The 14,430-nt window shown below is 47.0% G+C and carries 6 protein-coding genes; 5 read left to right on the top strand and 1 reads right to left on the bottom strand.

The window, feature by feature from the left end; genetic code table 11:
• Positions 1-445 precede the first annotated feature (445 nt).
• From JGK39_RS28530 to JGK39_RS28520, 3 genes are all read left to right on the top strand, one after another.
• On the top strand, positions 446-3,565 hold the full coding sequence (locus JGK39_RS28530; protein ID WP_293260498.1) for an AAA family ATPase: 3,120 nt from the start codon (positions 446-448) through the stop codon (positions 3,563-3,565).
• 395 nt (positions 3,566-3,960) lie between these two features.
• Entirely contained in the window at positions 3,961-7,269 is a 3,309-nt protein-coding gene (locus tag JGK39_RS28525) for a PAS domain S-box protein (RefSeq protein ID WP_293260501.1), read from the top strand.
• A 252-nt stretch (positions 7,270-7,521) separates the two neighbouring features.
• The gene (locus JGK39_RS28520) at positions 7,522-9,390 is read left to right on the top strand and encodes an adenylate/guanylate cyclase domain-containing protein (RefSeq protein ID WP_293260504.1); all 1,869 of its coding nucleotides are present in this window, start codon (positions 7,522-7,524) and stop codon (positions 9,388-9,390) included.
• A gap of 871 nt (positions 9,391-10,261) precedes the next feature.
• Here the strand turns inward: JGK39_RS28520 and JGK39_RS28515 are convergent.
• Positions 10,262-11,791, bottom strand: a complete 1,530-nt coding sequence (locus JGK39_RS28515) for a YifB family Mg chelatase-like AAA ATPase (RefSeq protein WP_293260507.1) — start codon at positions 11,789-11,791, stop codon at positions 10,262-10,264.
• A 248-nt stretch (positions 11,792-12,039) separates the two neighbouring features.
• Here JGK39_RS28515 and JGK39_RS28510 point away from each other — a divergent pair, with 248 nt between their 5' ends.
• Positions 12,040-12,387: a histidine triad nucleotide-binding protein gene (locus tag JGK39_RS28510; RefSeq protein ID WP_293260510.1), complete on the top strand. Its 348-nt coding sequence runs from the start codon at positions 12,040-12,042 to the stop codon at positions 12,385-12,387.
• Between the two features lie 621 nt (positions 12,388-13,008).
• A complete protein-coding gene (gene psbA, locus JGK39_RS28505; protein ID WP_293260513.1) occupies positions 13,009-14,091 on the top strand; it encodes a photosystem II q(b) protein in 1,083 nt (360 codons plus the stop codon).
• Positions 14,092-14,430 lie beyond the last annotated feature (339 nt).

Genomic DNA, 14,430 nt, shown 5'->3' with positions numbered 1-14,430 from the left:
CGAAGCCGTATCCTCGAATGCAGGAACCTCGCTGTATCTTAAAAAGTAAACAGGCTAGGTGATTGAGACTTGAGCAGTGCCATTGGACTTTAGTCCGCAGTTCGTAGTGTGGGGAGATGTCAAAATTGTTCTCTGGCCGTCCTAAATTTGTTGTGTAATTTTCCTAGGAGCAACCCCCGCTATGCCCGTCTTGGCGCTGGGGATAGGGACTCTTGGCACTACCCATACATATAGCCTTTCAAGCGAAAGATGAGGTACGACTAGGGATAGGCCTGCGCCGGGCATAGGGCATAGGCCTGCGCCGGGCATAGGGCATACCTCACTTTTTGGAGAACTGCTATATGTACAAATCATTTAGGATGGCTATAAATCTGGATTGAATAACTAGCCAACAGCGCACAAATAGTGTTATTTATAGATAGATTGTATGGCGCGATGGCCTTAAATGATTCCTATACAACTTACTCTCAAAAATTTTCTCAGCTATCGCGAAGCTGCTTTAGACTTTCGCGGCTTGCACACTGCTTGCATTTGCGGGCCTAACGGTGCTGGTAAATCTTCTCTCCTAGAGGCGATCGCCTGGGCGCTTTGGGGCAGTTGTCGCAGCGATACAGAAGACGATATCATCCATATCGGCGAAATTGATGTCCGAGTTGATTTCACTTTCGCAACCGGCGGCCAAATCTACCGGGTGATTCGCAACCGCCGGCGCGGACAATCGGGAAGTTTGGAATTTCAAGTTAGCTTGAATTGCGCCGAAACTCAGGATGGACTCAGTTTTCGCACTCTCACGGACAAGGGGCTGAGAAATACTCAGCAGAAAATTCTCGAACATATCAAGCTAGATTACGATACTTTTATTAACTCGGCTTATTTGCGGCAGGGGCGTGCTGATGAGTTTATGCTCAAAAAGCCGATCGAGCGCAAGCAAGTTTTAGCCAACCTCCTCAAACTCGATCGCTACGACACTTTATCCGAACAAGCCAAGGAAAAAGCCAGAGATTTTAAAGCCAAAGTCGAAGTCCTAAAACACGGCTTGCAGACAACCCAAGAGCAACTGCAACAAAAAGAAGCGATCGCATCCGAACAAACTCAATTGCAGCAAGCAACCGATTTGCTCTCTTCACAGCAGCAAGCCGACACAGCACATTTGCAGCAACTGCAACTCCAGCACCACAACCGCCAAACTTGGCAAAAACTCCTCGCCGGCCACCAGCAACAACACTATAATATCTCTCAAGAATGTCGCCGCTTGCAGCAAGAACTCGCAGTCGCCAAGCAGCAGCAACACGAGCTGCAAGCCCTGCTCGCCCAAGAAAATGAGATAACAGCAGGAATTGCCTATTTTCAGAGTTTACAATCCACAGAAGAGACGCAGGCTGGAAAATTCAAAGCTCACCAACAAGCGCAAAATCAGCGCCAAAACTTGCAAGAACAGCAACGGCAAGAATTGAGCCTTTTGCAAAACAAAATTCAGCAGTTGCAAGCTCAATTAGATGTCTTAGAACAAGATGAAAAAGATGTTCTAGATGTTCTCAAGCAGCAGCCGGAGGTTGACAAAGGACTCGCACAGTTGCAATCCGCCCGATCGCGCCTCAACGAACTAGAGCAACTGCAACTGCAAGTTTCGCCGCTGCTCCAACAGCAGCAGCAAAAGCAACAAAAGCTCGATCGCGCCCAGGCCGGTTTAACCGCCCGCTTAGCCGAAATCAACCGACAGGTGAAGGTTCAGCAACAGCAGCGACAGCCGCAATTGCAGCAGGAAATCTCCGCCATCGCCCATCAAATTGTTCAGTTGGAAAACAAGCGAGTTTATCAGGAACGAGTCCGCGAAAAAGGCCAAGAAAGGCACAGCTTTCTAGAAAATCTGCAATCTAAAAGCCGCGACTATCAAACCCGACTCGCCGAAATTGACCAAAAATTGCAACTGCTGCGAAAAAATGAAGCAGAAACCAGCGCAACTGAAGCTAAATCTGCCAATTTTGCCGAAACTCAAGAAGTTAATTCGCCTTTGATTGTGCGGGATGCAAATTTTGGGAATTGTCCTTTGTGCGATCGACCTTTAGACGAACACTACTGGAATTTGGTAGTCACAAAACATCACTCCCAACAGCAGGAAATCTGGAATCAACTGTGGGTTGTCCGCGAACAGTTGGCAGTTTCCGAGCGCGAAATTCAAGTCCTCAGACACGAATACCGCGAACTAGAACAGGAATTAGCGCCTTACCAAGAATTGCGGGAACGCCGCAGCCATTTGCAAGCACAATTGGATAGCCTGGGCCAAGACGAAACTCGACTGCAAAGTATGCGTCAAGATGCTAGGGAAATAGAGCGGTTGCTGCGTACTGGCGAGTACGGATCTGATGATTTGAGGGAACTCCAGCAAATTGAACAGCAACTGCAACAGCTCAATTATAGCGATCGCAGCCACTCTCTCGCCCGCAGCGATGAAAAGCGTTTGCGGTGGGCGGAAATTAAGCAAGCTCAAATCAAAGACGCTCAGCAGAAACTTAATAAAATTAACAGCCGCCGCCCGGATTTGCAAACTCAATTAGCCGCCGTACAGCAACAGTTAGAACAGCAAAAAAATAGCTCCCAAATCCAGCAGCAAATTCTGTCCTTAGATAGATACATTGCGGAAGTTGGCTATAACTTGGAACAGCACGAACACGTCCGCAGCGAAATGCGTAAAACACAATTTTGGATCGCCCGCGCTGAAAAATTGCGATCGGCAACTCAGCAATTCCCCCAAGTGCAGCAGCGGGTTAATGAAATCGCCAGTTCGATCGCCGTGCGCGATCGCGATTTGCAAGCTGTCACTGCTCAAACTGCCGCGATGAACCAGCAGTTGCAAGAACATCCCGATCCGACTGCTCAAATAAGTGCGATCGAACAACAAATAAGCCGCCGCCGCCAGCAGCTAGACCAACATTTGGGAAGTCTCGGACGCCTCCAGCAGCAGCAGCAAAATCTGGAAGATCTGCAAGTTCAGTTAGTCGCTCAAAAAGAGCAAATGCAGGTTGCTAAACGCCAATACAAAGTTTATCAAGAATTGGGTCAAGCCTTTGGCAAGAACGGGATTCAAGCTTTGATGATTGAAAATGTTTTGCCTCAACTGGAAGCTGAAACTAATCAGATTTTGTCGAGATTGAGCGCGAATCAGTTGCACGTGCAATTTATTACTCAGCGGGCGGCGGCTTCTAAAAAAGCCACTAAATTGATTGATACTTTAGACATTTTAATTGCGGATGCTCGCGGTACTCGTCCCTATGAAACTTACTCGGGCGGCGAAGCTTTTCGGATTAATTTTGCGATTCGGCTGGCGCTGGCGAGATTGCTGTCTCAGCGGGCGGGGACGGCTTTGCAAATGTTGATTATTGATGAGGGATTTGGGACTCAGGATGCGGAAGGGTGCGATCGCCTGATTGCTGCAATTAATGCGATCGCCTCTGACTTCGCCTGCATCCTCACCGTCACCCATATGCCGCACCTGAAAGAAGCTTTTCAAGCCAGGATTGAAGTCAGCAAAACTGCTCGGGGTTCTTGCATCAGCTTGTCAATCTAGATAGATTATTCGATTTTTGTTTGTAGTGCGGACTTCAGTCCGCTCTCAAGCTGCGGACTGAAGTCCGCACTACAAACCGTTTTTGTTATGGTAATCCACCCGACATGATATGATTGGCGATCGCAAATAATACCAGTTTCAAAAAAAAATACAACTGCTGTAGATCTGCTCCCCACCCTGAGAGCATAAGTCATCGGCGAGAGAAAATCTTAAATCAGAACTCTAAAATGAGATAGCCGTTGAAATTGCCCGATATTCTTTGTTTGTCGGCTTTTTTTCTGTAGGCTTGGTGGAAAAAGCTAAATTAAAATAAGATAATAAAATAAGAATGCGTCAAGCTATCGATAAATTTTTATTTTTCTGTCCGCTCTTTGGGAGTGTGGGTATTGCCACCGATGACAACAGACTCTTTCCACCTGTCTCTGCTAGAAAGGGCGATCGCAGCGTCGAGCAGCAGCATCGTCATTGCAGATGCAAGCTTGCCTGAAACACCAATTATCTACTGCAATCCTGCTTTTGAGAAACTGACTGGCTACACCCGGGAAGAAGTCCTTGGACGCAACTGCCGGTTTTTGCAAGGCCCGGATACCGATCGCGCCGAATTAGACAGACTCCGCAGCAGTTTGCGATCGGGAACAGAAGTTAAGGTAATTCTCAAAAATTACCGCAAAGACAAAACTCATTTTTGGAACGAATTAACTGTTTCCCCCGTCCTCGATGGCGAGGGCAAATTAACTCATTTTATCGGAGTTCAGAACGATATTACCCAAAGAGTCGCAGCGGAAACAGCCAGGGAAGAAAGCGAAGAAAGATTGCGGGCGATCGCTAGTGCGACTCCCATTCCTACGATCGTTACGCGCCGTTGTGACAGCGCAATTTTGTACGCAAATTCTGCCTTCGGAAAAACTTTCGGTTTGAGTTCAGACAAGCTTGTCGGTAGCAAAAAAAAGCTCGACTTTTATGCTAATGCCAGCGATCGCCGTCAATTGCTAGAATTAGTCAAACAGCACGGCTTTAGCGACAGCGATCGAATCTGCCTCAAGAAAGCAAACGGCAGTTTTTTTTGGGTAAAGATGTCGATGCGAGCGATTAATTTTAAGGGCGAAGCAGCAATTTTATCGGCATTTTATGATATTACAGATCGCGTAGAAGCAGAAACCGCACTCCGGCAAAGCGAAGCGAGGTTGCAAAAACTAGCCGCCAACGTTCCCGGCATGATTTATCAATTTCAGCTAGCAGCAGACGGTACTTTGTCATTCCCCTACGTCAGTTCCGGCTGTCGCGAACTCTACGAATTAGAACCAGAGGTGCTGGAAAATTCTGCTATTCCTGCGATCGAAATCGTTCACCCAGACGATGCGCCAAGCTTCCAGGAAACTGTGGCTATCTCAGCTAAAACATTAGATCCTTGGCGCTGGGAAGGCAGATTAGTGTTCCCGGGCGATCGCATCAAGTGGATTAGCGGGGCTTCCCGACCCGAACTGAGCGAAAAAGGTGACATTATTTGGGATGGCTTGTTGATCGACATTAGCGATCGCAAACAGGCAGAATCAGCACTGCAGCAAAGCGAAGCCCGATTCCAAAAAATGGCCGCCAACCTGCCGGGAATGATTTATCAATACTTGCTGCATCCCGACGGTTCCAACCAATTTATTTATGTCAGTCCCGGCTGTTGGGAACTCTACGAATTAAGTGCAGAAAAAGTTCAAAAAAACTCAAATTTAATGTGGTCGTTGGTGCATTCAGAAGACCTACAACCGATGCTAGAGTCACTCACAATTTGCGGGGAAAATTTACAACCTTGGAAATATGAAGGGCGGATCGTTACGCGATCGGGAAAACTGAAATGGATTCGCGCCATAGCCCGCCCCGAACTGCAACCGGGCGGCGAGATACTTTGGGAAGGGGTGACAATCGATATTAGCGATCGCAAGCTAGCAGAAATTGCCCTGGGCGAGTCAAAAGTTGCCCTAGAACAAGCCAATCAAGAACTGGAAAAGCGCGTCCTAGAACGCACGGAAGCTTTGCAAAAATCCAAAAAAATGCTGTGGTTGGTGATCGACAACATCCCTCAGTTAATCGCTTGGAAAAATCGAGATTCAGTTTACTTGGGAGGCAACAAAAACTTTGCCACCATCGCAGGTTTGAATCATCCCACAGAAATCGCCGGTCTCACGGACTGCGATATGCCCTGGAAGCCAGAAGAAACTGAATTTTTCCGAGATTGCGATCGCCGGATTATGGCAACCAACACCCCAGAATATCACATTATTGAACCTCAAATGCAAGCCGACGGCACCCAGCGCTGGATGGATGCAAATAAAATACCTTTGCACGACAACTACGGCAATGTCGTCGGCATTTTGTGTACTTTGGAAGACATCACCGATCGGCTTTCCCTCGAAGCTAAAGTCCGGGCCAGCGAGGAACTATTTCGCAAAATATTTGAAGATGCACCCATCGGTATCTACTTAGCCAATTTAGATGATAACCAGTTGGTGCGAGTCAATAAAACTTACTGCGAAATGCTACAATATACAGCAGCAGAATTGCTGGGTAAAACATTTATAGAAATTGGGCATCCCGACGATCGCCAAAACAATCTCCAACTTGCTGCCGCTCTCAATCGGGGAGAAATTCCGAGCTATCAAATCGAAATTCGCCATATTTCGGCTACAGGTAAAACTGTTTGGGTAAATGTGACAGCTACTTTGATTCGAGATGGCGAAGGAAAACCGATTTACAACTTAGGAATGATTGAAAATATCACTAACCGCAAAATTTCCGCAGCAGCACTCCAAGCTTCGGAATCTCAATTGAGGAAACAAGCAGCTCAATTGCAAGAAGCCTACGAACAACTCCAACACACTCAAATCCAATTAATTCAATCCGAAAAAATGTCTAGCCTCGGCCAGATGGTGGCTGGTATCGCCCATGAAATTAACAATCCTGCAAATTTTATTAACGGCAATATTTCTCACGCCAATATCTATTTTAACGACTTAATAGAACTTTTGAATCTCTATCAATACTATTACCCATCTCCGGCTCAGCAAATTACCGAAACACTGAAGCAAGTAGAGTTTGATTTCCTCAAGGAAGACTTGCCCAGAATGCTAAATTCTATGAAAGTAGGAGTAGAAAGAATTAGTGATATTGTATTGTCGCTGCGGAATTTTTCGCGATTAGATCAATCAGAGATAAAGTTGGCAGACCTTCACGAAGGAATTGAAAGTACGTTGTTAATTGTGCAGCATCGATTGCATAAAGGTATCAAGGAAAAACAAATAGAAATTATTAAAGACTACGGGAATCTATCGAAAATCAACTGTTGTGCTGGGCAGTTAAATCAGGTATTTCTTAATATTATCAGCAATGCGATCGACGCTGTAGAAAATCACAATAAACCTCGAACGATCGTGATTCGTACTGAAATGAAAAAAGCTGGATTGAACAATAGTAAAAGCAATGTCGGCGAGTGCGATCGCGCGGTCATTTGCATCGCCGACAGCGGCCCGGGAATGACCGAAGACGTTTGCAAGCGCCTGTTTGACCCCTTTTTTACCACAAAACCGGTTGGGTCTGGAACAGGTTTGGGATTGTCCATCAGCCATCAGATTGTGGTAGAAAAACATAAGGGAAGTTTGCGGTGCATCTCAGCGCCCGGACAAGGAGCAGAATTCTGGATTGAAATTCCGGTGTAAAGGATGGAAATTTAGATAAAAGTTTAAATATAGCGGTTCGATCGCGTGGTGAGGTCTGCCCTATGCCCTATGCCCTATGCCCTATGCCGCATAGTACCTCCTATGGGAGATCGAGAGGCTATATCTAACTTTTAATGCCAAATTGCCGTCGGTGCTTGAGTTATCAGGGTTTTGAATTAACGGCACTGAGACGCCGAAATTAATCTCACTTGCGCGGTGTGCTCATCTGCTGCCCTTATTCGCTAGGCAATTATGCTGAAAAAACTACCTTTATCCTGGTCTCGCTACATTCCAGCCGGGTTGACACTTGTTTTGGGTGTCGGATTCTCGGCCCTGGCATTTGCCTTGGTTTGGGACTGGGAAGACAGGCGCCACGACTACGAAATGCACCGCCGCATCGACGATATTTCGATCGGCATCGAACGCCAACTCAACTCCGACTTAGACGCAGTTCTCGCCCTCAGCGACTACATGAAAGCGTTTAGCGCCGTCGAACGTTCTTCTTTTGCTCGGTTTGTCGGCCGTCCCCTGTCCGTTCACCCCAGCCTGCAACTGCTGGCTTGGGCCCCCCGCGTTCCCAATTCCCAGCGGGCCAACTACGAAGCCCAAGCCAGAACCGAAACCGACTCCAGCTTCCAGATTACAGAACGCGGGCCCCAGGGAGAACTACGCAAGGCCGGCCAGCGTTCGGAATATTTCCCAGCTTTCTACGTCGAACCAACGGCGGGAAACGAGACAGCATTGGGATTTGACCTCACCTCCCACCCAGAAATTCGCGCCGCGATCGATCGCGCGCGCGATACTGGAGAAATGATTGTCACCAGCTACGCCGGTCTAATTCAGGGCAATTCCCCGGAAGTCGGTCTTTTGGTAATAGTTCCGATTTACGAAAACAGCACTAAACCGACTACCCTAGAATCCCGCCGCCAACTGCTGCAAGGATTTGTTCTGGGCGTATTTCAAGGCAAAGATATTTTCCAAACCTCTTTAAAAGGACGCAATACCGACTACCTCACCATTTATCTCGCCAGCGAGGCTCCAGACAAGCCAGAAGCACTGCCGTTGTTACCGCCAACGGGCGACCCCGTTCTCCAAAATCTGGCTGCTGACGGGCAAATTCCGCAATTTGAGGCGCTGTTCCAATCCTCCACCCAACAAGTGTTCACCGCATCGGCCGCTGCGAAAGTAACTCAAAGGTCAAACTGCCCGATTCTGGACAATCCAGGCCCGCAGTATGCAGCTTGCCAAAGGGTGCTGAAAATTAGCGGCAGTCAGTGGTCTTTATACGTGTCTGCAACCCCGGAAATTCGGAAGACTCGCAAGCACTGGCGTTCTTGGGGAACTCTGAGTATGGGGATGTTGTGGACTCTGCTGCCGGTGACATATATGCTGACAGCGTTGAGTCGCACCGCCCAAATCGAAAAGCTAGCCCGAGAAAGAATTCTCCAAACCGAACAGTTGCAGGCTGCTTACCAACAGTTGGAATTGGAACAAGCCAAATCCGAGCAACTGTTGCTGAATGTTTTGCCGGCGGCGATCGTCCTGCGTTTGAAAGACAATGAACATAATATCGCCGAAAGTTTTGGGGAAGTAACGGTGATGTTTGCCGACATTGTGGGCTTTACAGAGCTTTCGTCGAGAATTTCAGCGACTGCGGTAGTGAAAGTGCTCAATGATATTTTTTCAGCTTTTGACCATTTAGCCGATCGCCACGGTTTGGAGAAAATTAAGACTATTGGTGACGCTTACATGGTTGTCGGCGGTTTACCTACGCCGCGAGAGGATCATGCCGAGGCGGTGGCGAATATGGCGATCGATATGCTACAAGAAATCCGGCTTCTGAGCTTAAATCATTCCGAACCATTCAGCATTCGGATCGGAATTAGCAGCGGCCCTGTAGTTGCCGGCGTCATCGGCTTAAAAAAGTTTATTTACGACCTTTGGGGCGACACAGTAAATATTGCTTCGCGCATGGAATCCCACGGAATAACAGGCTGCATTCAAGTCACCGCCGAAACCTACGAAATATTAAAGAATAAATACACTTTTCAGAAGCGAGGGGCGATTCAAGTTAAGGGCAAGGGATACATGGTTACTTATTTGTTGACTGGTCGTAAATAATACCAATTCTCCCAATTTATTTTGTAGGGTGTGTCGCTATCGCTTGTACCGAAAAAATCGAAAATCGAGGGAAGCACAGGCGAGAATATTTGAGGAAACAACTCGGACGCTCATTCCACCGAAAGATTGTGTTGTAGCAATTTTTGTTGATGCTTGGTACAATGCCCTTTTCAGATAGATTCGCGGACGTTGTTGGGCTTTAGCCCTCTTATTTTTGTTGTTATATAAGCTGTCAGTGATACCTCTAAGGTTGAGTTAAGATTTTTTTGTCATTGCGAGGGAAGAGCGAAGCTATCGAGCGTGTCTATTTTTCCCAGAGGTTTCTAAATAGGAATGTATTAACTCAAGCGTATTTCTATATATCCAATTTAGTTAATATATAGCCCTTCTCAAAAATATTCGCGGACGTAGTTGGGCTTGGGCCCTCTTAGTTTAGAGGTTCTAGAAGCTGTCAGCCATACCTCATCTTTCTGCAAACCGCTATAGCATTTCGAGCGAAAGATGAGGTATGAATGTAAATGGATTTTTTGATGGGACTTCGCTGAGGATCGCGAATTAAATAACTTACAATTTTAATTGTTGTTGTGGGATGGGCGGGAGAGCCCGTCCAAAAAGGGCAGAAAAGCCCCAATACCCCACTTTCAAGAGTGTAAGTTATTAAATTTTCGTTCATTAGTATACAATCACTATAAGAGGGCTAAAGCCCAACAACATACCTCACTTAGGATCGCGAATTAAATAATTTATACTCTTGAAAGTAGGACGGGCGGGACGCCCATCCCACAATAATTAAAATTGTAAGTTATTTAATTGTCATTCCTTATCTGAGAAGGGTTATATCGACATATCGACGTTCATATCGCAAATAATTCTACTGCATCCGATCGATCGTCCGATACTGCACCGCCTCCCCCACGTGATTAGTCTTCAAGCTTTCATCCCCCGACAAATCAGCAATAGTTCTCGCAACCTTCAAAATTCGATCGCTAGCCCGCGCCGAAAGCCCCAACTTCCGAATCGCCATCTCCAGCAAATTCCGCGAAGCATCATCCAACTGACACCATGTGTTAATGTGGCTGCTTAGCATCTGCGCGTTGCACCGCAACCCAGATTCCGACTGAAAACGGCGAGTCGCCATCTCTCGCGCCCGCTGCACCCTCACCCGCACCGGTTCCGACTCCTCCCCCGTCGCCTGTCTGGTAATTTCCTCTGGTTTCAAACGATTAACCGCCACTTGCAAATCGATCCGATCCATCAAAGGCCCCGAAAGTTTTGCCCAATATTGTTCCCTCTTTTGGGGCGAACAAGTACACTGTTGGATCGAGTCGCCATAGTAACCGCAAGCGCAAGGATTCGTACTCGCAACTAATGTAAATTGTGCCGGAAACATCACCGATTGTCTGGTTCTAGAAATCGTCACATAACCTTCTTCTAAAGGCTGTCGCAAAAACTCCAAAACATCTCTTTTAAATTCCGTTAATTCATCCAGAAAAAGTATGCCGCGATGTGCTAAGGAAATTTCACCCGGACGCGGAAAACTGCCGCCGCCAACTAGAGAAGGCCCGGATGCTGAATGGTGAGGACTGCGAAAAGGTCGATCGCTAACCAGCATACCCTTATCCTTCAAAAGCCCAGCCACCGAATGAATTTGAGTCACATCCAAAGCTTCATCAAAAGTCAGCGGTGGCAAAATACCCGGCAAACGTCTTGCGAGCATCGTCTTACCGCTCCCTGGAGGCCCGACAAAAATTAAATTGTGTCCCCCCGCAGCCGCAATTTCCAAAGCCCGCCGCGCGTGAATTTGCCCCTTTACATCCTTCAAATCTAGACCCGGAAACCGCGTTTTGCCTAACTCTTCTCTACCGTTTACTTGTATTGGTGAATAAACTTGAGGATTGTTCAAAAAATCAGTAACTGCAAATATATTTTCAAAACCGTAAACAGATATTCCTTTTACCAAAGCCGCTTCTGTGGCATTGGCCGCTGGTACAATTAACCCCGAAATACCCATTTTGGCAGCAGCAGCGGCGATCGGCAAAACCCCCGCCACAGGCCGCAAACTCCCGTCTAACGAGAGTTCCCCCAAAAACAAATGATCTCCCAACAGCTCGGCGCTGACCTGTTCCGATGCTGCTAAAATGCCAATGGCGATCGGCAAATCAAAACTCGGGCCTTCCTTACGCAAGTCCGCCGGAGTTAAATTTATGACAATACTCCGCATCGGAAAACCATATCCCGAATTTTTGAGCGTAGCCTTAACCCTTTCTTTAGCCTCTTGCACCGCCGAATCGGGCAACCCCACAACCACAATTTTCGGCAGTCCCCCCGACACATCAGCCTCTACACCCACCTTTACCGCGTCAATTCCTACGATCGATGCACTCCAAACCCTCGCAAGCATTTTTGTTTATCCTCAATTTGCCTGTCTTCGCTCCATCATCTATTATGATTAACAATGACTAATGAATATCGGAAGAGGCAAGAAAAACTTTTCATTGCCTTTTCCTTTTCTCCTCTTCCTTCTCTCCTCCTGCCTCTTCCCCCTTCCTTCCTCCCCTTGTCCCCTCCGCCTTCCCCCTTCCCTGAAAATTTATCCGTTACATCCGTTACATCCCGTACATTGCCCGTTGCCGAACTTCGTTAACACTCATGACAACCCAAGAAACGCTTTTCAGCAAAATCATCCGCAAAGAGATTCCCGCAGACATCGTTTATGAGGACGACTTAGCCCTCGCCTTCAGAGATATCAATCCGCAAGCGCCCGTCCACATCCTCGTCATTCCCAAAAAACCTATTCCCAAATTAGCCGATGCCGAATCGGGAGATCATGCCCTCATGGGACACCTGCTGCTGACTGTCAAGCGGGTAGCGGAACAACTCGGACTCAGTAACGGCTATCGCGTCGTGATTAATACCGGCAATGACGGCGGACAAACCGTAGATCACCTGCACCTTCACATTCTCGGCGGACGCCAAATGAACTGGCCCCCAGGCTAAAGGCTGATTTTTCCCGCAGAACTTGCGAACTCATCCTCAGAAACAAAAACCGTTCGTAGTGTGGACTTTAGTCCGCAACATACTGCGGACTAAAGTCCACACTACGAACCGAACTTTATTTATTGCGGTCAATCCACCGGACACGATATAACCGGGTTTTTTTGTTAATGAACTCGCTCGATCGAGGATTATTGAGTGTAGCGCGATCGCACCATCAACCAACTGGCAAATATTATACAAATAAAAAATTACCTGCCCAAATCCACCGACCATCGATATGTAAACAAATATTAAAAATAATCTGTTCAAAACCTAATTAAGAGATATTTAACTAGAAAGGCGATCGACCTGAACAACAGTAATTGAATTCAACTGCTGAACAAACCTACAGACAAAAAATTCAGCTCCTCTGTCCGCTGTAGTCGATCGTATTTTTTTTGTAATATTGCTTTGCAAATAACTACAAATATTCACTAAAAATTAAAATTTGTAAATGTTTGTAAAAAGTTTTAATTGTAAGCACTAAACCCTTGGCAAACTTGAGTGAATAATGTTACTAATATAAGCGTGGAGATTTCCACAACAGAACGTTGAAAATTCAATTAAGCAATCATAAACCAAATGACAACAACCTTACAGCGTCGCGAAAGTGGCAGCCTTTGGGAACGTTACTGCGAGTGGGTAACTAGCACGGACAACCGCATTTATGTGGGTTGGTTCGGGACTCTGATGATCCCAACTCTCCTCACCGCCACCGTTTGCTACATTATTGCCTTTGTGGCAGCTCCTCCTGTAGATATCGACGGCATCCGCGAACCAGTTGCTGGTTCCTTGATGTACGGCAACAACCTGATCAGCGGTGCTGTTGTTCCTTCCTCAAATGCGATCGGGCTTCACTTCTATCCCATCTGGGAAGCAGCCTCCTTAGACGAATGGTTGTACAACGGCGGCCCTTACCAGCTCGTCATTTTCCACTTCCTCATCGGCATTTTTTGCTACATGGGCCGTCAGTGGGAACTGAGCTACCGCTTAGGAATGCGTCCTTGGATCTGCGTGGCTTACTCTGCACCTGTGGCATCTGCTACCGCGGTATTCTTGATTTATCCGATCGGACAAGGCAGCTTTTCTGACGGTATGCCCCTGGGTATCAGCGGCACATTCAACTTCATGATCGTGTTCCAAGCCGAGCACAACATCCTGATGCACCCCTTCCACATGTTGGGAGTTGCCGGTGTATTCGGCGGTGCTCTGTTCTCTGCCATGCACGGTTCTCTCGTTACCTCTTCTTTGGTTCGCGAGACAAGTGAAACTGAGTCGCAAAACTACGGTTACAAATTCGGTCAAGAAGAAGAAACCTACAACATCGTTGCAGCCCACGGCTACTTCGGTCGTTTGATTTTCCAATACGCCAGCTTTAACAACAGCCGTTCCTTGCACTTCTTGTTAGGTGCGTGGCCAGTTGTCGGCATCTGGTTTACCGCTTTAGGTATTTCCACGATGGCGTTTAACCTCAACGGTTTTAACTTCAACCAATCGATTATCGACTCACAAGGTCGCGTCATCAACACTTGGGCGGATGTCATCAACCGCGCCAACTTGGGTATGGAAGTAATGCACGAGCGCAACGCTCACAACTTCCCGCTCGACTTGGCCGCCGGTGAAGTCACCCCAGTAGCAATGGTTGCTCCTTCCATCAACGGCTAAATTTAGCTTTTGATTGACAAAAAGCGCTCTCTCGAAATGAGGGCGCTTTTTGTTTTGGAAAGTATAAATTAAGAGATTTATTTTTGATATTGTTTCCGCTACAATGACCAGAATCAAATAGGTTTGATCGTTCGGACTTTAGTCCTTTCTTGGATGCGGACTAAAGTCCGAACGATCAAACCTTTATGGAACGATGACAATCAAATTGGTTTGTAGTGAGAAATTTAGTCCTTTCTTGGATGCGGACTAAAGTCCAATGGCACTGCTCAAGTCTCAATCACCTAGCCTGTTTACTTTTTAAGATACAGCGAGGTTCCTGCATTCGAGGATACGGCTTCG

This window comes from Microcoleus sp. PH2017_12_PCY_D_A, assembly GCF_020738565.1.
Taxonomy (GTDB): domain Bacteria; phylum Cyanobacteriota; class Cyanobacteriia; order Cyanobacteriales; family Microcoleaceae; genus Microcoleus.
The sequence above is the reverse complement of the archived record's forward strand: the minus strand, read 5'-3'. Positions and strand labels throughout refer to the sequence as shown.

What these genes read in the sequence shown, in the direction of transcription:
- JGK39_RS28520 (WP_293260504.1), top strand. Translation starts at nt 7,522, where the DNA reads ATGCTGAAAAAACTACCTTTATCCTGGTCTCGCTACATTCCAGCCGGG.
- JGK39_RS28525 (WP_293260501.1), top strand. Translation starts at nt 3,961, where the DNA reads ATGACAACAGACTCTTTCCACCTGTCTCTGCTAGAAAGGGCGATCGCA.
- JGK39_RS28530 (WP_293260498.1), top strand. Translation starts at nt 446, where the DNA reads ATGATTCCTATACAACTTACTCTCAAAAATTTTCTCAGCTATCGCGAA.
- psbA (WP_293260513.1), top strand. Translation starts at nt 13,009, where the DNA reads ATGACAACAACCTTACAGCGTCGCGAAAGTGGCAGCCTTTGGGAACGT.
- JGK39_RS28515 (WP_293260507.1), bottom strand. Translation starts at nt 11,791, where the DNA reads ATGCTTGCGAGGGTTTGGAGTGCATCGATCGTAGGAATTGACGCGGTA.
- JGK39_RS28510 (WP_293260510.1), top strand. Translation starts at nt 12,040, where the DNA reads ATGACAACCCAAGAAACGCTTTTCAGCAAAATCATCCGCAAAGAGATT.